This window comes from Streptomyces sp. NPDC055025 (assembly GCF_053608565.1).
Genome location: NZ_JBSGVS010000047.1, coordinates 50,540 through 71,600, shown reverse-complemented (window position 1 = coordinate 71,600; position 21,061 = coordinate 50,540). Strand labels below are relative to the sequence as shown.

Sequence of the window (21,061 nt, the reverse complement as noted above, 5' to 3'; positions counted from 1 at the left end):
GTGCGGCGCCGGACGGTCGGATCAGCCCGCCGCGCGGCCGAGCTGGGTGTCGATGAAGGCGAAGATCTCGTCCGTCGAGGCGGAGGTGATCAGATCGGGCCGGGGTGCCGTGTCCGCCGTGTCCACGGGCGCGCTCACCTTGGCCAGGAGGGTCTGAAGGCGTACGGAGATACCGGAGCGGGCCTCGTCGTCCTGCGGGAGCTGGGCCAACGACGCCTCGATACGGTCCAGTTCGCCATGGACGGAGCGGGCCGGGTCCATGGCCTCGGGGGCGGCCTCGGCCCGCAGATACGCGGCGAGCGCGGCCGGGGTCGGGTGGTCGAAGACCAGGGTGGCGGGCAGCCGGACACCGGTCGCGGCGCCCAGCCGGTTGCGCAGTTCGACGCCGGTCAGGGAGTCGAAGCCCAGCTCCTGGAAGGGCCGGTCGGGCCCGATACCGGCGGGACTCGCGTGGCCGAGGACCGCCGCGACCGTGGTGGTGACGGTGTCCAGCAGGTACTGCTCCTGCTGGGCCTCCGACAGCTCCGCGAGCCGCTCGCCCAAGCCCGGGGCCCCCGCCGCCTCCGTGGTGGTGCCGGTGTCGGCGCCGCCGGGGCGTACACCGTCCGTGACCGCCGAGGAGACCATCGGGGAGGCCACCAGCGCGGCCATACCCGAGGCCACTCCCCGGTCGAACAGTGCCCGCCCCTCGTCGTCGGTGACGGGCCGGAACCCGTCGCGGGCGAACCTGCTCAGATCCCTCTCGCCCAGTCCGGCGTTGATGCCGCGGTTCTGCCACAGGCCCCAGGCGAGGGAGGTGGCGGGAAGTCCCAGGGACGCGCGGTGCTGGGCCAGCGCGTCCAGGAAGGCGTTGGCGGCGGCGTAGTTGGACTGGCCGGGCGCGCCGAAGACCCCGGCCGTGGACGAGAAGAGCACGAACGCCTTCAGATCCAGCTCGCGGGTCAGTTCGTGCAGATGCCACGCCGCGCCGGCCTTCGGCCCCAGCACACGGTCGAGCCGCTCGGTGTCCTGCGCGGGAAGCAGTCCGTTGTCGAGGACCGCGGCGGTGTGGACGACCGCGGTGAGCGGGTGCTCGTCCGGTATCCCCGCCAGTACCGCGGCGAGGGCCTCCCGGTCGGAGACATCACAGGCCCCGACCGTGACCGTGGCCCCCAGTCCGGTCAGCTCGGCCACCAACTCGGCGGCGCCGTGCGCCCGTTCGCCCTGACGGCTGACCAGGAGGAGATGACGTACCCCTTGGGCGGCCACCAGGTGCCGGGCGAACACACCGCCGAGCGCGCCGGTGCCGCCGGTGATCAGCACCGTACCCTCGGGCCCCCAGGGCGAGTCGGGGAGTCCGGCCTGTCCGGCCTGTCCCTCCGGTCCGGTGACGGATCCCGCCGGACCGGTTTCGTGAACGGGCGTCAATCGCGGTGTCAGTACGGTGCCCTCACGCACCGCCGTCCGCGGCTCCCGGCCGGCCGCGACGGCGGAGAGCGTCGCGTCCGACACGGAGGGCGCGTCGACGAGGACGATACGGCCGGGCGCCTCGGACTGCGCCGAGCGCAGCAGTCCCCAGGCCGCGGCGGCTCCCAGGTCCGGTATGCCGTCCCCGTCGGACACGGCGACGGCGCCCGAGGTCAGGACCACCAGCCGGGCGTCCGCCAGCCGCTCCTCCGCCAGCCATTCCCGTACCAGGTCCAGTGCCCGGCGCGGGCCCTCGGCGGCGTCCGCCGGGTCGGACCGTACCGGGAAGGGGACGAGTACGGAGTCGATCCGTGTCCCGGAGGCCACGGCGGCGGCGATCTCGGCGACATCGGCGAACCGGTCCGCGCCGGAGAGATTCCCGGCCGTCCCGGCCGCCGCCGGCGCGAGAACCGCCCAGCGCGGCGGCTCCTGCGGTGCCGGTACGGTGGCGGGCTCCCACGCGACACGGAAGAGCGCGTTCCGCTCCCCGGTGGACCCGGGAGCCGCGGGGACCTCCGGCCGCAGCCAGTACCGCTGCTTCTGGAAGGCGTAGGTGGGCAGTTCCGCCCGGCGGGCCCCGGTCCCGGCGAAGAACGCCCGCCAGTCCACCGCGACTCCACGGCAGTGCAGTGCGGCGAGCGCGGCGACCAGGGCCTCGGGCTCGGGCCGCCCGCCGCGCACGGCGGGCACGGCCGAGGTGACGTCGGGCTGTCCGGCCGACTGCGCGACCAGGGCGCTGAGCACCCCGCCGGGCCCCACTTCCAGCAGCGTGGTGACTTCGTCGGACTCCAGCGCGTGGACCGCGTCCGCGAATCGGACGGCGTGCCGTACCTGGTCGACCCAGTAGTCCGCGGTCCGCAGATCGTCACCGGAGGCGGTCCGCCCGGTCAGGGTGGAGACGACGGGGATACCCGGCGCCGCGAACGTGACCTCCTTCGCCACGGTGCGGAACTCCTCCAGCATCCCGTCCATGTGCGGCGAGTGGAACGCGTGCGAGACCTTCAGCCGGCTCGTGCGGCGTCCCAGCTCCGCGAAGTGGCCGGCGATCTCCTCCACCGCCGCCTCGTCACCCGAGACCACCACCGACGACGGGCCGTTCACCGCGGCGACGGCGGCCTCGCCCGTACGTCCCGCCAGCAGCGCGGCCACCTCCGGCTCCGTCGCGGCCACCGCCACCATCGCACCGCCCCGCGGCAGCGCCTGCATCAGTCCGGCGCGGGCCGCCACCAGCCTCACGGCATCGCCCAGCCCCAGGACGCCCGCCACATGGGCCGCGGCCAGTTCGCCCACCGAGTGGCCCGCGACCGCGTCGGGGATCACTCCCCAGGACTCCAGCAGCCGGAACAGCGCCACCTCGAAGGCGAACAGGGCGGGCTGGGTGAAGCCGGTCTCCGCGAGCAGCGCGGCCTCGGCCGAACCCTCCGCGGCGAACATCACCGGCTTCAAAGGGCGTTCGAGATGAGGATCGAGGGCCGCGCACACCTCGTCCAGCGCGTCGGCGAACGCCGGATAGGACTCGTACAGCTCACGCCCCATCCCCGCCCGCTGGGCACCCTGACCCGAGAACAGGAAGGCCGTCCGGCCCGACGACCGCACACCGCCGACCACATGGGGAGAGGGCAGGCCCTCGGCCAACGACCGCAGCCCGGCGACCAGGCTCTCCCGGTCACCGCCGACCACCGCCGCCCCGTGGCCGAAGTGCGCGCGCGTCGTCGCGAGCGAGTACGCCAGATCCAGCGCGGACCGGCCGCTCCCCGCCTCGGCCACCGCGAGCAGCTTGCGCGCCTGCCCGGCCAGCGCTTCCGGCGTACGCCCCGACAGCAGCCACGGCACCGCACAGGCCAGCGGCTGCCACTCGTCCTCGGGGGTGTCCTCGGGCCGGGGCCCGGCACCGGCTTCGGTCTCGGCCTCGGTCTTCTCCTCCGGCGGGGCCTCCTCGACTATCACATGGGCGTTGGTGCCGCCGAAGCCGAAGGAGGAGACGGCGGCGCGGCGGGGACGGTCCACCTCGGGCCAGTCGACCTGCTCCGTCAGCAGCTCCACAGCTCCGGAGTCCCAGTCCACGAACGGCGACGGCTCGTCCACATGCAGTGTCTTCGGCAGCACACCATGCCGCATCGCCTGCACCATCTTGATCACACCACCCACACCCGCGGCGGCCTGGGCATGACCGATGTTCGACTTCAACGACCCCAGCAGCAGCGGACGTTCACGATCCTGCCCATAGGTCGTCAGCAGCGCCTGCGCCTCGATGGGATCACCGAGCCGGGTCCCCGTGCCATGCGCCTCCACCGCGTCCACATCCGACGCCGTCAGACCCGCACTCACCAACGCCTGCCGGATCACCCGCTCCTGAGCCAGACCGTTCGGCGCCGTCAGGCCATTACTCGCACCGTCCTGATTGACAGCCGAACCCTTCAACACGGCCAGCACCTGATGGCCGTTGCGCCGGGCGTCCGAGAGCCGCTCCACCAGCAGCAGACCCACACCCTCCGCCCAACCCGTCCCGTCCGCCTCCGCCGAGAACGACTTGCACCGCCCGTCCGCGGCAAGACCGCGCAACCGGGAGAACTCGACGAACGCTACCGGGGTCGACATCACGGTGACACCGCCCGCGAGGGCGAGATCGCACTCACCCGAACGCAGCGCGCTCGCCGCCAGATGCAACGCCACCAACGACGACGAACACGCCGTGTCCACCGTCACCGCCGGACCCTCGAACCCGTACGTGTACGACAGCCGGCCGGAGGCGATACTGCCCGCGCTGCCGCTGAACAGATAGCCCTCGAAGTCCTCCGGAGGCAGATGGGGCCGCGAACCGTAGTCGTTGTACATCACCCCCGTGAACACACCGGTACGGGAACCGCGCAGCCCCGCCGGGTCCACACCGGCGCGCTCGAACGTCTCCCACGCGGTCTCCAGCAGCAGACGCTGCTGCGGGTCGACCGCGATCGCCTCGCGGGGGGACATGCCGAAGAACTCCGGGTCGAAGCGGTCCGCGTCGTGCAGGAAGCCGCCCTCGCGGCTGTAGGAGGTACCGGTCCGGTCGGGATCCGGGTCGTACAGCCCGTCCAGGTCCCAGCCCCGGTCGGCCGGGAACCCGCCGACGGCGTCCGTGCCTTCCGTCACCAGCCGCCACAGGTCCTCCGGCGAGGCGACCCCGCCCGGATAGCGGCACGCCATCCCGACGATCGCGATCGGCTCCCGCTGCCGGTCCTCGACCTCACGCAGCTTCCTGCGCGCGTCGCGGGCGTCCGCGATGGCCTTCTTGAGGTAGTCGCGCAGCTTCCCCTCGTCCGCCATGGTTCTCAACTCCCAGATGTGGTGTGGTCGATGGCCTCTGATGCGCCGGAACCGCCGCGCGCTCAGTCGAGTTCGTCGACAAGGGCGAACAGCTCCTCGTCGGAGGCGGAGTCGAGGCTGTCCTCGTCGTTGTCCTTGTCGTCCTCGCCGGAGGCCCTGGTGCCGCCGCTCGCCAGATCCGCCGCGTCGAGCAGTTCACGCAGCTGGGCGGTGATCCGGTGGTACGCGCCGGCGTCCGAGGCGGACCGCTCGATCGCCGACCTGAGCCGGGACAGCTCGGCCAGCACGGGTTCGCCGGGTGCGGTGTCCACGACGAGCTGCCCGAGGAGGTGCGCGGCGAGCGCCGCCGGGGTGGGGTGGTCGAAGACCGTGGTGGTGGGCAGCCGCAGTCCGGTCGCGGCGCCGAGCTGGTTGCGCAGTTCGACCGCGGTCAGCGAGTCGAAGCCGAGTTCCAGGAAGGCACGGCCGGGATCGATCGCGCCCTGGTCGGTGTGGCCCAGTACGGCGGCCACCCTGCCGCACACCAGGGCGGTGAGCATCCGGTCGCGTTCGGCCGGGGGCAGTGCGGCGAGCCGCTCCGCGAGGCCGGTCCCGGCCTCCTCGTCCGCCGCCACCGCCACCGCGCGCCTGGGCGCGGCCGGCACCAGCCCCCGCAGCAGCGCGGGGACCGGGGTGCCGGACGCCCGTAGCGCGGTGGCGTCCAGACGGGTGACGGCGAGCACCGCCTCACCGGTGGCGGGCGCGGCGTCGAAGAGGTCCATGGCCTCGTCGCTCGCCAGCGGCAGCAGTCCGGAACGCGCCAGACGGCGCAGATCCGCGTCGGCGAGATGGCCGGCGATGGAACCGGTCTCGCCCCACAGTCCCCAGGCGAGCGAGACGCCCGGCAGTCCCCGGGCCCTGCGGTGCGCGGCCAGGGCGTCGAGGAAGGTGTTCCCGGCGGCGTAGTTCGCCTGTCCGGCGGTGCCGAGCAGACCCGCGACGGAGGAGTAGAGGACAAAGGCCGTGAGACCCATGTCCCGGGTCAGCTCGTGCAGATGCCAGGCCGCGTCGACCTTGGGCCGCAGTACGGTGTCCAGCCGCTCCTGGGTCAGCCCCTCGACGGGGACGTCGTCCAGCACACCCGCCGTGTGCACCACGGCGGTCAGCGGATCCTCCGGCGAGAAGCGGCCCAGCAGCTCCGCCACCGCGTCGCGGTCGGTCACATCGGCCGCGGCGACGGTGACCTCGGCCCCCAGCTCCCGCAGTTCGCGGGTGAGTTCCTCGGCGCCGGGCGCGTCAGGGCCCCGGCGGCTCACCAGCAGCAGCCGTCCGGCCCCGTGCGACACCACCAGATGCCGGGCCGCGATGGCGCCCAGCGCACCGGTGGCACCGGTGATCAGCACCGTTCCGTGGTCCCACCGCGGTGTGTTCTCCGGCGCGCTGCCGGTCTCCGGCGCGGGCCGGGTACGGGCCAGCCGTGGGACGAGCGGAGTGCCGCCGCGCACCGCCAGCTGGGGTTCACCGCTCCGCGCGGCCCGTGCGAGAAGGCCGGCCGGTATGCCGCCGCTCTCGCTCTCACTGTCGCTGTCGCTGTCGCTGTCGCTGTCGCTGTCGCTGTCGATCAGAACCACGCGGCCGGGGTTCTCGGTCTGCGCGGATCGCAGCAGGCCCCACACCGGCGCGTGGACCAGGTCGGTCACGTCCTCCCCCGGCCCGGCGGCGACGGCGCCCCGGGTGACCACGACCAGCCGGGCGCCGGCGAGCCGTTCGTCGGCCAGCAGTGACTGGACGTCCGTCAGCACCCGGAGCGTCCCGGCCCGGACCAGCTCCGGCAGTTCCCCGCCGCCGGCCGGTCCTGGACGGCAGGGGATCACCAGGAAGGACGGTGCCCGCACGCCCTCGTCGAGCGCGCGGATGACGGCCTCGCCGTCGCCGTACGACCGTACCGGTACCTCGTCGAGCCCGAGTCCGCCGGATCCGCCGTCACCGAGCACGGCCCAGTCGCCGGGCTCCGCGCCGGTCCGCGTGTCCCGCAGCGGGGTCCAGTCGACCCGGAGCAGGGCGTCCCCCGTACCGGCCGCCGCCGCGCGCAGTGCCTCAACCGACAGTGGCCGGAGCGTGAGCGCGCCGACGGTGGCGACCGGTGCGCCGGTGCCGTCGGCCACGGTCAGCCGGACCACGGGCGATTCGGGGTCGGTGCCGTGGAAGGCGAGCCGGACGCGCAGGGACGCGGCGCCGGAGGCCCGTACGGTGACATCGGACCAGGAGAAGGGCAGCCACGAGCCGCCGTCGTCGCCGGTGACCCCGGGCAGCAGGGGGTGGAGCGCGGCGTCGAGCAGCGCCGGGTGGACGGCGAACCGCCCCGCTTCGGAGCGCTGGTCGTCGCCGAGGGCGACCTCCGCGTAGAGAGCGCCGTCCGCCGTCCACAGCCGGCGCAGATTCCGGAACGCGGGGCCGTACGCGTACCGCCGTTCCGCGAGCCGCTCGTAGACCCCGGTCAGATCGGTCTCGACGGCGCCGGCCGGCGGCCAGACCGTCAGGTCGTCGGCCGGGGAGTGCTGGGGCGTCGCGCCGTCGGCCGTGCCGAGGGTGCCGTGCGCGTGCAGTGTCCACGCGCCCGCGTCCGCGTCCTCACCGGCGCCGCCGTCGGGCCGCGAGTAGATCTGTACGGTACGGCCACCGGCGCCGTCGGCGGCTCCCGCGACGAGCTGCACCTGGACGCCGCCCCGCTCCGGCAGCACCAGGGGCGCGGCCATGGTCAGTTCGTCGACGCCCAGGGCGCCGATCTGCTCACCGGCCCGCAGGGCGAGTTCCAGCAGACCGGTGCCGGGCACCAGGACCGTGCCGCCGACGGCGTGATCGGCCAGCCAGGGATGGGTGTGCCGGGACAGCCGGCCGGTGACGATGTGCTCGTCGCGGTCCGCGAGGGCGACCGCCGCGCCGAGCAGCGGATGTCCGGTGGCGGTCAGCCCCAGTCCGGCGGCGTCGCCGGCGCGGGCCGGGTCCTCCAGCCAGTAGCGCTGCCGCTGGAAGGCGTATCCGGGCAGCGGGACCGTACGGGCGCCGGGGAACACGGCGTCCCAGCGCACCTCCGCGCCGCGTGCGGCCAGCAGGCCGAGGGCGGAGGCGAAGGCGCGGTCCTCGGGCCGGCCCCGGCGCAGTGCCGGGGTGAGCGCGCCCGCGTCGGTGGTCAGGGACTCCTGGACCAGCGCGGTCAGCACACCGTCCGGGCCCAGCTCCAGCCACTCGGTGACACCTTCGGCGGCCAGCAGCCGTACACCGTCGAGGAATCGGACCGGCTGGCGGATGTGCCGCGCCCAGTAGTCGGGCGCGGTGAGCTGCTCGGGCGTGGCGAGTGCGCCGGTGACATTGGAGACCACCGGTATGCGCGGCGGATGGAAGGTGAGGCCCTCGGCGACCGTCCGGAACTCGTCGAGGACATCGTCCATGTGCGGCGAGTGGAAGGCGTGGCTGACCGGCAGCCGCTTGGTCCGGCTGCCCTTCTCGCGCCAGAGCGCGACGATCGCCTCGACCGCGGACTCGTCACCGGAGATCACGGTGGAGCGGGGGCCGTTGACCCCGGCGACCGTCACCGTGTCGCCGTATCCGGCGAGGGTGGCGCGCACCTCGTCCTCCGGTGCCTCCAGCGCCGCCATGGCACCGCCTTCACGGGCGGCCTGCATCAGCCGTCCGCGCTCGCTGACCAGGACACAGGCGTCCGGCAGGTCGAGGACTCCGGCCAGGTGCGCGGCGGTCAGCTCGCCGATGGAGTGGCCGAGCAGGAAGTCCGGGGTGAGGCCGTGGTGCTCGGCCAGCCGGAACAGCGCGGTCTCCAGCGCGAACAGGGCGGCCTGGGTGAAGGCCGTCTGGTCGAGCAGGGCCGAGTCGGCGGACTCCTCGGGGGCGAAGAGCACGCTCTTCAGAGGGCGGTCGAGTACGCGGTCGAGATGGGCGCAGACCTCGTCGAACGCGGCGGCGAACACGGGCGAGGACTCGTACAGCCCACGGCCCATTCCGAGGCGCTGGGAGCCCTGGCCGGTGAGCAGGAACGCGGTCTTCCCGCGGCGCCCCGGGCCGGCGTGGACGACGGCGGGCGAGGGATCCCCCTCGGACAGCGCGCGCAGGGCGTGGCGGAGTTCGTCGCGTTCCTCGGCCATGACGGCTGCGGCGTCGCCGTGCAGGGCACGGGTGGTGGCCAGCGACCGGCCGATGTCGTCGATGGTCAGCTCGGGGTGGGCGTCGACGTACTCGACGAGCCGTGCCGCCTGGGCGCGCAGCGCCGCCTCACCACGGGCGGAGACCAGGAAGGGCGCGATCGACAGTGCGGGCGCCTGTGCGGCGTCCGGCTGTTCGGGGGTGGTTCCCGCGCCGTGCTCGCCGCCCGGTTCGACGCCCGGTTCGACGTCTTGTGCGACGCCCGGCTCGACGCCCTGTTCGATGATGACGTGGGCGTTGGTGCCGCTGATCCCGAAGGAGGAGACGGCGGCGCGGCGGGGACGGTCGACCTCGGGCCACTCGACCTGCTCCGTCAGCAACTCCACGGCGCCGGAGTCCCAGTCCACGAACGGCGACGGCACATCCGCGTGCAGTGTCTTCGGCAGGACTCCATGACGCATCGCCTGCACCATCTTGATCACACCCCCCACACCAGCGGCGGCCTGGGCATGACCGATGTTCGACTTCAACGACCCCAGCAGCAGCGGACGTTCACGATCCTGCCCATAGGTGGCCAGCAGCGCCTGCGCCTCGATGGGATCACCGAGCCGCGTCCCGGTGCCATGGGCCTCCACCGCGTCCACCTCGGACGTCGTCAGACCCGCACTCGCCAGCGCCTGCCGGATCACCCGCTCCTGGGCGGGACCGTTCGGCGCGGTGAGTCCGTTGCTCGCACCGTCCTGATTGACAGCCGAACCCTTCAACACCGCCAGGACCTGGTGGCCGTTACGACGGGCGTCCGACAGCCGCTCCACCAGCAGCAGACCCACACCCTCCGCCCACCCCGTCCCGTCCGCGTCCGCCGAGAACGACTTGCACCGCCCGTCGGCCGAGAGTCCGCGCTGCCGGGAGAATTCGACGAAGACACTGGGACCGGCCATCACGGTGACACCGCCCGCGAGGGCGAGATCGCACTCACCCGAACGCAGCGCGCTCGCCGCCAGATGCAACGCCACCAACGACGACGAACACGCCGTGTCCACCGTCACCGCCGGACCCTCGAACCCGTACGTGTACGACAACCGGCCGGACACGACGCTGGAGAGATTGCCGGCCAGCAGAAAGCCCTCGTACTCCTCGGGGCTCGCGGACAGACGGGACGCGTAGTCGTCGTACATGGCTCCGGTGAACACACCGGTACGGGAACCGCGCAGCCCCGCCGGGTCCAGACCGGCGCTCTCCATCGTCTCCCACGCGGTCTCCAGCAGCAGCCGGTGCTGCGGGTCGATCGCGGTCGCCTCGCGGGGCGGGATCCCGAAGAACTCACGGTCGAACTGGTCGGCGTCGTGCAGGAATCCGCCGTGCCGTACATAGGACGTGCCGGTCCGGCCGGGGTCCGGGTCGTACAGCGCGTCCAGGTCCCAGCCCCGGTTGACCGGGAACTCGCTGACCGCGTCGGTGCCTTCCGCCACCAGCCGCCACAGGTCCTCCGGGGAGGCGACCCCGCCCGGATAGCGGCACGCCATCCCGACGATCGCGATCGGCTCGTCGGAGGCGGAGGCGGTCACGGCGCGGGCCGTGGGGACGGCGGACCCGGGCCGGATGTCCGAGACCCGGGAGAGGATGTGGTCCGCCAGTGCCTGTGCCGACGGATGGTCGAAGACGGCCGTGGTGGGCAGCCGCAGTCCGGTCGTGGCGTTGAGACGGTTGCGCAGTTCCACGCCGGCGAGCGAGTCGAACCCGATCTCCTTGAAGGCGCGCCGCGGGTCGAGCGCGGTGGCGTCGGCATGGCCGAGGACGGCCGCGACGGTGCCGCGCACCAGTTCCTGTACGGTCTCGCGGCGCCGGTCCTCGGGGAGCGCGGCGGTCCGCTCGGCCCAGCCCGCGCCTCCGGTCCCCGCGGTGCGCGCGGCGGCGCGGCGCGGGCGCGCCCTGCCGGGTCCGCGCAGCAGGGCCGGGGGCTCGTCGGTGAGGGCGCGCAGGGCGGACGGATCGAGTTCCACGGGGACGCGCAGCGCGGGCCCCTCGGTCAGTGCCCTGTCGAACAGCGCGAGTCCCCGCTCCGGTGTGAGCGGTGTGATGCCCATACGGCTCCAGCGGGCGAGGTCCGCCTCGCCGAGCGTGCCGCCCATGCCGTGGGTGCCGTCCCACAGTCCCCAGGCGAGCGAGACGCCCGGCAGTCCCAGGGCCTGGCGATGGGCCGCCAGGGCGTCCAGATAGGAGTTGCCCGCGGCGTAGTTGGCCTGTCCCGCGGTGCCGAGCAGACCGGAGACGGAGGAGAACAGCACGAAGGCGGTGAGGTCCATGTCGCGGGTGAGATCGTGCAGATGCCAGGCCGCGTCGGCCTTGGGCCGCATGACGGCGCTCAGCCGCTCCGGGGTCAGGGCCCCGATGGTGGCGTCGTCGAGCACACCCGCCGTGTGCACCACGGCGGTCAGCGGGTCCTCCGGCGAGAAGCGTGCCAGGAGTTCCGCCGTGGCGGTGCGGTCCGCGACATCGCACGCGGCCACGCGCGCGTCGGCCCCCGACGCGGCCAGTTCGGCGACGAGTTCGGGGACGCCCGGTGCGTCCGGGCCCCGACGGCTGACCAGCAACAGGCGCCGTACGCCGTGCGACTCGACCAGATGCCGGGCGAACAGGGCGCCGAGTCCCCCCGTACCACCGGTGATCAGTACGGTGCCCGCCGGATCGAACGCCGGCACGGTGTCCGGGGCAGCGCGGCGGTTCGCCCGTACCAGCCGGGGTGCCGTCATCCGGTCGCCGCGCAGGGCGAGTTGCGGCTCGCTCGTGGCCAGGGCGGCGGTCAGCAGCGCCTCCGTCTCCGGACGGTCCGCGTCGATGTCCCTGTCCGCGTCCTCGTCCGCGTCCGCGTCCGCGTCCGCGTCCACGAGGACCAGACGGCCGGGGTGCTCCGACTGTGCCGCGCGGACCAGACCCCATACGGGGGCGCTCGCCAGCGCGGTGACGCTCTCCCCGGGTCCGGCCGCGACGGCGCCCCGGGTGAGGAGCAGCAACCGGGCGTCGTCGTACCGTTCGTCGGCGAGGAACCGCTGGATCAGGCGCAGCGCGCCCGCCGCCGTCTCATGGGCGGCGGCGGCCTCGTCGTCGCCGGGCCCTCCGGTACGGAGCCGGTCGACCCGTACGAGGACGACATCTGGGACGGCCGTCCCACCGGCGCCGTCCGCGCCTTCCGTGCCCTCCGTGCCTCGCGTGTCTTCGGTGCCCTCAGCGCCGTCTGTGCCCTCCGCCCCTTCCGCGCCGGGCAGTTCACCGTGGAGCGACTCCGCGATCCGGAGCACCCCCGGGGCCGTGGCGGGTACCGGGACGGGCGTCCACTCCACGGTGTGGAGAGCGTCGGGACCGCCGTCGGCCGGGGCGAGCTGATCCCGTGCGACCGGCCGCAGGACCAGCGACTCGACGGCGACAACGAGTTGGCCCGTGGCGTCGGCGGCGGTCAGCGAGAAGGTGTCGGGGCCGGTGGGAGAGATACGTACCCGCAGGGCGGTGGCCCCGGTGGCGTGCAGGACGGTGTCGGTCCAGGAGAACGGCAGCCGGATCGAGCCGGCCGCCTCGCTGCCCGCCAGTTCGGCGGCGTGCAGCACCAGCGGGTGGAGGACCGCGTCGAGCAGCGCCGGGTGGATTCCGTAGCGGGCGGCGTCCGTGTGGTGCTCCTCGGGGAGGGACACCTCGGCGTACAGGTCCTCGCCCCGGCGCCAGAGGGCCGTGAGTGCCTGGAAGGCGGGCCCGTACTGGTAGCCGAGTTCCGCGAGACGGTCGTAGACCCCGTCGAGCGGCCGCGCCGCGGCTCCCTCGGGCGGCCACACCCACGCCTCCTCGGCGGCGGGAGCCCCCGCCCGGCCCAGGACACCCGAGGCATGGCGGGTCCAGGGCCGCGGATCGTCGGCCACGCTGTCGCGGCGGGCGTGGATGCCGAAGGTCCGGGCGCCGGAGGCGTCGGGGGCGTCCACGGAGACCTGGACCCGCGTCGCGCCGTGTCCGGGCAGTGTCAGCGGCGACTCCAGGGTGAGTTCCTCCACCCGCTCGGCACCGAGGAGTCCGCCCGCGGTCAGGGCGAGTTCCAGGAAGGCGGTGCCGGGCACCAGGACCGTGCCGTCGATGGCGTGATCGGCCAGCCAGGGGTGGCTGCCGGTACCGAGACGGCCGGTGAGCACATGGTCCTCGCGTCCCGCCAGCTCCACCGTGGTGGACAGCAGCGGATGGTCCGCGGGGTCGAGGCCGAGCCCCCTGGCGTCGGTGGCGGTGCCGCCCGCGAGCCAGTAGTGCTCGCGCTGGAAGGCGTAGGTCGGCAGGTCGACGCGGCGGGCGCGCGGGAAGAAGGACGCGGTGTCGAGGGGCGCGCCCCGGGTGAGGGCGGTCGCGAGACCCGCGGCCAGGGTCTCCGGCTCGGGCCGTCCGGCCCGCAGGAGGGGCACGGCGGCCGGGTCGCCGGTGAGGGAGTCGCGCACCATGGAGGTCAGTACGGCGTCGGGGCCCACCTCCACGAACACGGTGACGCCCTGTCGCTCCAGGGTGCGGGCCGCGTCCAGGAAGCGGACCGTACCGCGTATCTGCCCGGTCCAGTAGCCGGGCGAGGTGAGGGCGGCGGCCTCGGCGATCTCACCGGTGACGGTGGAGACGACCGGAATGGCGGGGGCGTGGAAGGTGAGGCCCTCCGCGACCGCCCGGAACTCGTCCAGGACATCGTCCATGTGCGGCGAGTGGAAGGCATGGCTGACCTGGAGCCTGCGGGTCCTGCGGCCCAGCGCGCGCAGGCGCTCCGCGACCCGTTCGGCCGCGTCCTCGTCGCCGGAGATCACCAGGGACGTGGGGCCGTTGACGGCGGCGACGGAGAGCAGGCCGGGTTCTTCCGCGAGGTCACCGGCGAGTTCGGCCTCCTCGGCCTCGATCGCGATCATGGCGCCGCCGGCCCGCGCCGACTCCATCAGCCTGCCCCGGGCCGCGACGAGCAGGGCCGCGTCGTCGAGCGAGAGCACTCCCGCCGCATGGGCGGCGGTCAGCTCACCGATCGAGTGTCCGGCGAGCAGGGCGGGGGTGAGTCCATGGTGGGCCAGCAGCCGGAACAGCGCCGTCTCCACGGCGAACAGGGCCGGCTGGGTGTACGCGGTCCGGTGCAGCAGCGCCCCGTCCGCGCTGTCGGCGGGAGCGAACAGCACATCGCGCAGGGGCCGTCCCAGATGCGGGTCCAGCGCCGCGCAGACCTCGTCGAGGGCGGCGGCGAACACCGGTGAGGCGCCGTGGAGTTCGCTGCCCATACCGGCGCGCTGCGCGCCCTGTCCGGTGAACAGGAACGCGGTACGGCCGGCGCCCGAGGAGCTTCCCGTCACAAGGTGGGGAACGTCGGCGCCCTGTGCCAGGGCATCGAGACCCGCCAGGAACATGTCACTCGTGGTGCCGAGGATCACGGCCCGCTGATCGAGGGCGGTACGGGTGGTGGCGAGGGAGAGGCCGATGTCGGCGGGACGGACGCCGGTGCCGGCGATGTGCTCCCGCAGCCGGGCGGCCTGGGCGCGCAGGGCCGTGCTGTCCCGCGCGGTGATCAGCCAGGGGGCCGGGACCGCCGTCGCGGAGGGCTCCGGTGCCACCGGTTCGTCCACCGGCTCGTCCGGCCGCTCCTCCGCCGGCTCGTCCACCGGCTCGTATTCGAGGACGACATGGGCGTTGGTGCCGCTGATCCCGAAGGAGGAGACGGCGGCGCGGCGCGGACGGTCCACCTCGGGCCACTCCGCCTGCTCCGTCAGCAGCTCCACAGCGCCGGAGTCCCAGTCCACGAACGGCGACGGCTCGTCCACATGCAGTGTCTTCGGCAGCACACCATGCCGCATCGCCTGCACCATCTTGATCACACCACCCACACCGGCGGCCGCCTGGGCATGACCGATGTTCGACTTCAACGACCCCAGCAGCAGGGGGTGTTCACGTCCCTGCCCATAGGTGGCGATGACCGACTCGGCCTCGATGGGGTCGCCGAGGCGGGTTCCGGTGCCGTGTGCCTCGACCGCGTCGACCTCGGCCGGGCCGAGTCCCGCGTCGGTCAGGGCCTGGCGGATGACACGCTGCTGGGAGGGGCCGCTGGGCGCGGTGAGTCCGTTGCTCGCGCCGTCCTGGTTGACCGCCGAGCCCCGGATCACGGCCAGCACCCGGTGTCCGTTGCGGCGGGCGTCGGAGAGCCGCTCCACCACCAGCAGACCGACGCCCTCCGCCCACGAGGTGCCGTCGGCACCCGCCGCGAAGGACTTGGAGCGTCCGTCGGACGCGAGTCCGCGCTGCCGGGAGAACTCCACGAACATGCCGGGCGCCGACATCACGGTGGCGCCGCCGGCCAGGGCCAGCGTGGTCTCCCCCGAGCGCAGCGACCGTACCGCCAGATGCAGCGCCACCAGCGACGACGAGCATGCCGTGTCCACGGTCACCGCGGGCCCGACGAGTCCGAGCTGATAGGCGATACGGCCGGACATCACACTCGGTGTCGTGCCGGTCAGCAGATGGCCCTCCACACTGTCGGGGGCCTCGTGCATACGCGGTCCGTAGTCGAGCGCCGTGGCGCCGACGAACACACCGGTACGGCTGCCCCTGAGCGTGCCGGCGTCCAGCCCGGCCCGCTCCACGGCCTCCCAGGCGGTCTCCAGCAGCAGCCTCTGCTGGGGATCCATGGCCAGCGCCTCGCGCGGGGAGATCCCGAAGAGGGTGTTGTCGAACCGGGCGGCGTCATGGAGGAACCCGCCCTCGCGCACGGAACTCCGGCCGCTCCTCGACGGGTCGCGGTCGAAGAGTTCCTCGTCCCAGCCCCGGTCGGTGGGAAAGCCCGAGATCGCGTCGCCGCCCTCGGCGACCAGTCGCCACAGGTCCTCGGGCGAGGCGACCCCGCCCGGGTAGCGGCAGGCCATGCCCACGATGGCGATGGGTTCATGGGCGGCTGCGGCGTCGGGCCGTTCGTCGTCCGCGCTCCCGTCCGGCCCCTCGGCCAGTGTGCGCAGATGGTCGATGAGCGCGCTGGGCGTGGGCCGGTCGAAGAGGAGTCCGCTCGGCAGCCGCAGCCCGGTGGCGGCGGACAGGGCGTCGCGCAGCTCCACCGACATCAGCGAGTCGAAGCCCAGGTCCTTGAAGCTGGTGTGCGGTTCGACGCGGCGGTCGCCGGAGTACTCCAGTACGGAGGCGATGTGCGCGGTGACGAGTCCGGCGAGGTCGGCCGTGGCCCCGGCCGTGACCGTGGCCCCGGCCGGTGACACGGGTGTGCCCGTGTCCGCCGGAGGGCTCGCCGGTGCGGCGCCCGGGGGGAGCGCCGCGGCGCCGGCCGTGCCGGAGATCCAGTACGGCTCGCGCTGGAAGGCGTACGTGGGCAGCGGGACCCTGCGGGCCCCCTCCCCCGCGTACACGGCCGCCCAGTCCACGTCCGCGCCACGGACGAAGACGGTGGCGAGGGCCGTGAGCAGTCCGCGGGGCTCGGGGCGGCCGGAGCGCAGCGCGGCCACCGCGGCCGTGGTGCCGGCGTCGGCCAGGCACTCGACGGCCATCGCCGAGCAGACGCCGTCGGGGCCGAGTTCCAGGAAGGTCGTGACACCGGCGGCCTCCAGGGCGCGTACGGCGTCCAGGAAGCGCACGGGGCGGCGCACCTGTTCCACCCAGTACTCGGGCGAGGACCACTCCCCGGGCGTGACGGGCCGCCCGGTCACGGTGGAGATGGCGGGCACGCGCGGCTCGTGGAAGGTGAGCTCCCCGACGACCTGGCGGAAGTCGTCCAGCATGGGGTCCATCAGCGGTGAGTGGAAGGCGTGCGAGACCGTCAGCCTGCGGATGCTCCTGCCCTGGTCGCACAGGCGCCCGGTGATCCGGTCCACCGCGTCGCCGTCTCCCGAGACGACTGTCGACAGGGGTCCGTTGACGGCGGCGATCGCGGCCAGCGGCTCATCGGCGAGCAGCGGCAGCACCTCGTCCTCGGTGGCCCGTACGGCGGCCATGACGCCACCGGCCGGGAGGGCCTGCATCAGCCGGCCCCGGGCCGCCACCAGGCGCGCGGCGTCCGCGAGCGAGAGCACTCCGGCGACATGGGCGGCGGCGATCTCTCCGACGGAGTGCCCGACCACCTGGGCGGGGACGATGCCCCAGGAGGCGACGAGACGGTACAGCGCGACCTCCACGGCGAAGATCGCGGGCTGGGTGAAGCCCGTCTCGTCCAGCCCGTCGCCGGACTCGATGATCTCGCTCAGCGGGCGGTCGAGCAGCGGGTCGAGATGACCGCACACCTCGTCGAACGCCTCGGCGAACACCGGGAAGGCGCGGCGCAGTTCCTGGCCCATACCGACGCGCTGGGCACCCTGGCCCGTGAAGAGCAGGGCGGGTGCCCCGGGGCGCGCCGCACCGGTGACGGCGCCGGGGGCGGGCGCTCCCTGGGCCACCGCCGCGAGTCCCTCCAGCAGCGCGGTACGGCTGTCGGCGAGGACGACCGCGCGGTGGTCGAAGACGGTGCGGTGCGCGGCGAGGGAGAGGCCCACATCCGCCGGGTCGAGTGTCGCGTCCGCGGCGACGGCCGCGTGCAGCCGTCCGGCCTGGCCGCGCAGCGCGGCGGTGCCACGGCCGGATATCACCCAGGGGGTGGGGGCGGGGGTGTCCCCGGCCTCCGGGCCGGGCTCGGAGCGGGGGGCCGGGCGGGGCGCCGGCTCGGGCGCACGGTGCTCGGCGAGTACGACATGCGCGTTGGTGCCGCCCATGCCGAAGGAGGACACACCGGCCAGCAGCGGGCGGCCGGGCTCCGGCCACGGGGAGAGTTCGCTCTGCACCGCGAGGCCGAGCGCGGCCAGCGGGATGCCGGGATTCGCCGTCTCGAAGTTGAGGCTGGCGGGCAGCTCGCGGTGACTGAGCGCCAGCAGCGCCTTGAGCAGGCCGACCATACCGGCGGCCCCTTCGAGATGCCCGACGTTGGTCTTCGCCGAGCCGACCCGCAGGGCCCGCCCGGGGGTGCGGCCGGCGCCGAGGACCGCGCCGAGCGCCGCGGCCTCGATCGGGTCCCCGACGGGCGTGCCCGTGCCGTGCAGCTCCACGTACTGGACCGCCGCGGGGTCGACACCGGCCTTCTCGTACGCCTCGCGCAGCACCCGCTCCTGGGACGCGCGGCCGGGGACGGTCAGACCGGGGGTGGCACCGTCGTTGTTGACCGCGCTGCCGCAGATCACTCCGTAGACGTGGTCGCCGTCCGCGACGGCCCGGGAGAGCGGCTTGAGGATGACGGCGCCGCCGCCCTCACCGCGTACGAATCCATTGGCGCGGGCGTCGAAGGTGTAGGACGTGCCGTCGGGCGACAGGCCGCCGAACCGCTCCTCGGTGATCGCGCCCTCGGCCAGGATGTTGAGATTGACACCGGCCACGACGGCCGCCTCGGACTCGCCCGAGCGCAGCGACTCGCAGGCGAGGTGCACGGCGACGAGCGAGGAGGACTGGGCCGAGTCGACGGTGAGACTGGGGCCGCGCAGACCCAGGTGGTAGGACACCCGGTTCGCGATGACGCCCCGGTTGACCCCCGCCATGGTGTGCTGGGTGATCGCCTGGGCACCGTACTGGTAGAGGAGCGCGGCGTAGTCGTCGCGCAGGGTGCCGACGAAGACGGCGGTACGGGTGTCGCGCAGCGTGGCCGGCACGATACCGGCGTCCTCCAGGGCCTCCCAGGCCAGTTCCAGCACCAGCCTCTGCTGCGGGTCCATGGTGACGGCCTCGCGGGGCGAGATACCGAAGAAGGCGGCGTCGAAGGTGTCCACGCGGTCCAGGAACCCGCCCCGGCGCATCCCCGGGTCGGGCTCCTCGGCGGGGGTGTGTCCGGTCGCGGTCAGCCAGCGGCCCTCGGGTACGCCGGTGACGGCGCTCGTTCCGGTACGGAGCAGATCCCAGAAGTCCGAGGGGCTCGGCGCGCCCGGAAGCCGACAGGAGAGCCCGACGACCGCGACGGCCTCGTTGTTCCCCCCACGTGCCGCGGGTGTCTCAAGGTGGTGCTGGTTCGTCATCGCGCTCGACTACCCTTCCGGCTGAATTAACCGACAACCCAAAGCATTGAGGCAATCCTGTGACGTGATCGTAGGCAGTCGCCCTCTCCGGAAACTCAACGCACGGCCTTGATCGGGTAATTCGGCGGCGAAGCGGCGGGAGAGCACCGTATTACCCGGCGGTGCCCGGGATGTTGCGCGGGATGGAATAGCGTCCTGGCACGTGGAACTCAGCCACCTCACCCACAGAAGGGCAGGCCGACTCTCCCATGTCGCAACTCACCGATAACTTGGAAAAGCGCACAGAACTTTACGTGGATGCCTTCAACGCCGGGGACTTCGACGCCGTCGACAGCTTCTACACCGAAGAGGCCGTCGCGGTCTGGGAGCCGGGCAAGCCGCTGACGGGCCAGGCACGCAGGGACTACCAGCGGGAGTTCCTGACCCGCAAGCCGAGGATGACCGCCGTTCCGCGGCAGTCCTTCGTCACCGGCGACACCGCGCTGCTGATCGTCGACTGGGTGATCGAGACCGTCGACGAGGCGGGCACGCCCGAGCGGCTGGAGGGCGTCGGCGTGGACGTGCTGCGCCTGGGCGACGACTCCGTCTGGCGCTACGCCGTCGACGACCCGTACGGCCAGGGCTGATCCGGCCCGTACGACCGGGGCCGGCCCCTGTCCGCCGGCCCCTGTCCGCCAGGCCCCAGCACGCCTGGCACGCACTCCGCCCCGAGGCGCGGCGGCGCCCCGGGGCAGCACGAGCACCAGTCGGCACGGCACACCACAGCCATTCGGTCATCACAGAGAGGCGGGCCGGTTCACCATGGCCTTCACCATCGATTTCGACCCCGAGAACCCTGACCTCACCAGCGACACCGACACCCAGAACGAGATCTTCATCCAGGTCTTCAACTCCGGTGACGGCGAGCTGTTCAACCGTCTGTACCTCGACGACTCCATCTCGAACTTCTCCGGCGAGCCCCTGACCGGCGCCGCGCGCCTGGCCTTCTTCAAGGATTTCCTGGTCTCGAAGCCGAGCCTGAAGGCGAAGGTGACCCACTCGTACGTCGCCGGCGACGTGGCGCTGATCGGTGTCGACTACAGCATCGAGGCCACCGGCCCCGACGGCGCTCCCCTCCTGCTGGAGGGCAATTGCACGGACGTCCTGCGGCGCCAGGACGACGGCCGCTGGCTGATGGCCATCGACCGTCCGGTGGCCGCCACGGGCCTGGTGGCCGAGTAACGGACCGCGCGCACAGCAGAAGAACCCCCCGGATTCGCTCCGGGGGGTTCTCCTCATGGCCGGGTAATTCTCCGGTCAGCGGGCTCCTGCCGCGGTGGGAGCGGCCGGGGGCGGTCCGCTTACCACCGCGTTACTTTCCTTACCGGCGCGTTAATTTTCCTGCCACCGTGTTACGTGCCGCCGTCCGCCACGCCGATGATGATGACTCATCCATTCCGGGAGAGATCCCGGATTCCGGGGTACAGGGTACGGATTCCGGGGTACGGGGTACGGGGTACGGGGCTCACGATCCCCCGCCCCCGGCGGACGCCGTCGCCGCCGGGGGCCCGGTCGTTCAGCGGACCGACAGCTCCGGGCGGCCGAAGGCGCCATTGACGAAGAGCAGCCCCGGACCGTCACCACCGCGGCCGGCCTCCAGCACCGTCCCGATGAAAATGGTGTGGTCGCCGAACGAGTGCGCCGCGGTCAGCTCGCACTCCACCCAGGCCAGTGAGCCGGCCAGCAGCGGCGCTCCCGTGTGCTCACCGGGCCGCCACTCGACGCCGTCGAACTGCGCGGCCCCCAGGGTCCGGTTCTTGTCGGCGAAATGCCGTGCGAGGGGCTCCTGTTCGGCGTCGAGGATATTCACGGCGAACCGGCCCGCGGAGGTCAGCGCCTGATGCATCACCGCGCCGTGCCCCACACTGCACAGCACCGAGGGCGGTTCGAGCGACAGAGAGCTGAAGGCATTCGCCGTCATGGCGTGCAGATGCTCCCGGCCCACGGTGATCACCGTGACGCCGGTCGCGAAACGGGACATCACTTCCCTCAGCCGGCCGGGACCCACCCAGCGCGGCTCGGAGTGGGAAGCTGAGGAGTCGAGTTCAGCGGACGCGGAATTCATGCCACCTTCTCCGAATTCGTTGGGGCACGCTCGGCCCGTTACGATTCGAGACACGGGCCGGCGG

Annotated in this window: 5 protein-coding genes; 2 read left to right on the top strand and 3 right to left on the bottom strand. The window is 73.3% G+C overall.

The window, feature by feature from the left end:
• Positions 1–21 precede the first annotated feature (21 nt).
• Both ACWGDX_RS26730 and ACWGDX_RS26725 read right to left on the bottom strand, forming a co-directional pair.
• Positions 22–4,758, bottom strand: coding sequence for a type I polyketide synthase (locus ACWGDX_RS26730; protein WP_453629519.1), 4,737 nt, complete (start codon positions 4,756–4,758; stop codon positions 22–24).
• Positions 4,759–4,811: 53 nt separating this feature from the next.
• A complete protein-coding gene (locus tag ACWGDX_RS26725) occupies positions 4,812–18,893 on the bottom strand; it encodes an SDR family NAD(P)-dependent oxidoreductase (protein WP_453629517.1) in 14,082 nt (4,693 codons plus the stop codon).
• Between the two features lie 293 nt (positions 18,894–19,186).
• On the opposite strand from ACWGDX_RS26725, the gene ACWGDX_RS26720 reads away from it, so the two are divergent.
• Together ACWGDX_RS26720 and ACWGDX_RS26715 are read left to right on the top strand one after the other, a co-directional pair.
• Positions 19,187–19,519 (top strand): YybH family protein, encoded by a 333-nt coding sequence (locus ACWGDX_RS26720; RefSeq protein ID WP_453629515.1) that lies wholly within the window; start codon positions 19,187–19,189, stop codon positions 19,517–19,519.
• Between the two features lie 175 nt (positions 19,520–19,694).
• The gene (locus tag ACWGDX_RS26715) at positions 19,695–20,114 is read left to right on the top strand and encodes a YybH family protein (protein ID WP_453629513.1); all 420 of its coding nucleotides are present in this window, start codon (positions 19,695–19,697) and stop codon (positions 20,112–20,114) included.
• Between the two features lie 334 nt (positions 20,115–20,448).
• Here the strand turns inward: ACWGDX_RS26715 and ACWGDX_RS26710 are convergent, their stop codons facing one another.
• A complete protein-coding gene (locus ACWGDX_RS26710; protein WP_363083851.1) occupies positions 20,449–20,997 on the bottom strand; it encodes a flavin reductase family protein in 549 nt (182 codons plus the stop codon).
• Positions 20,998–21,061 lie beyond the last annotated feature (64 nt).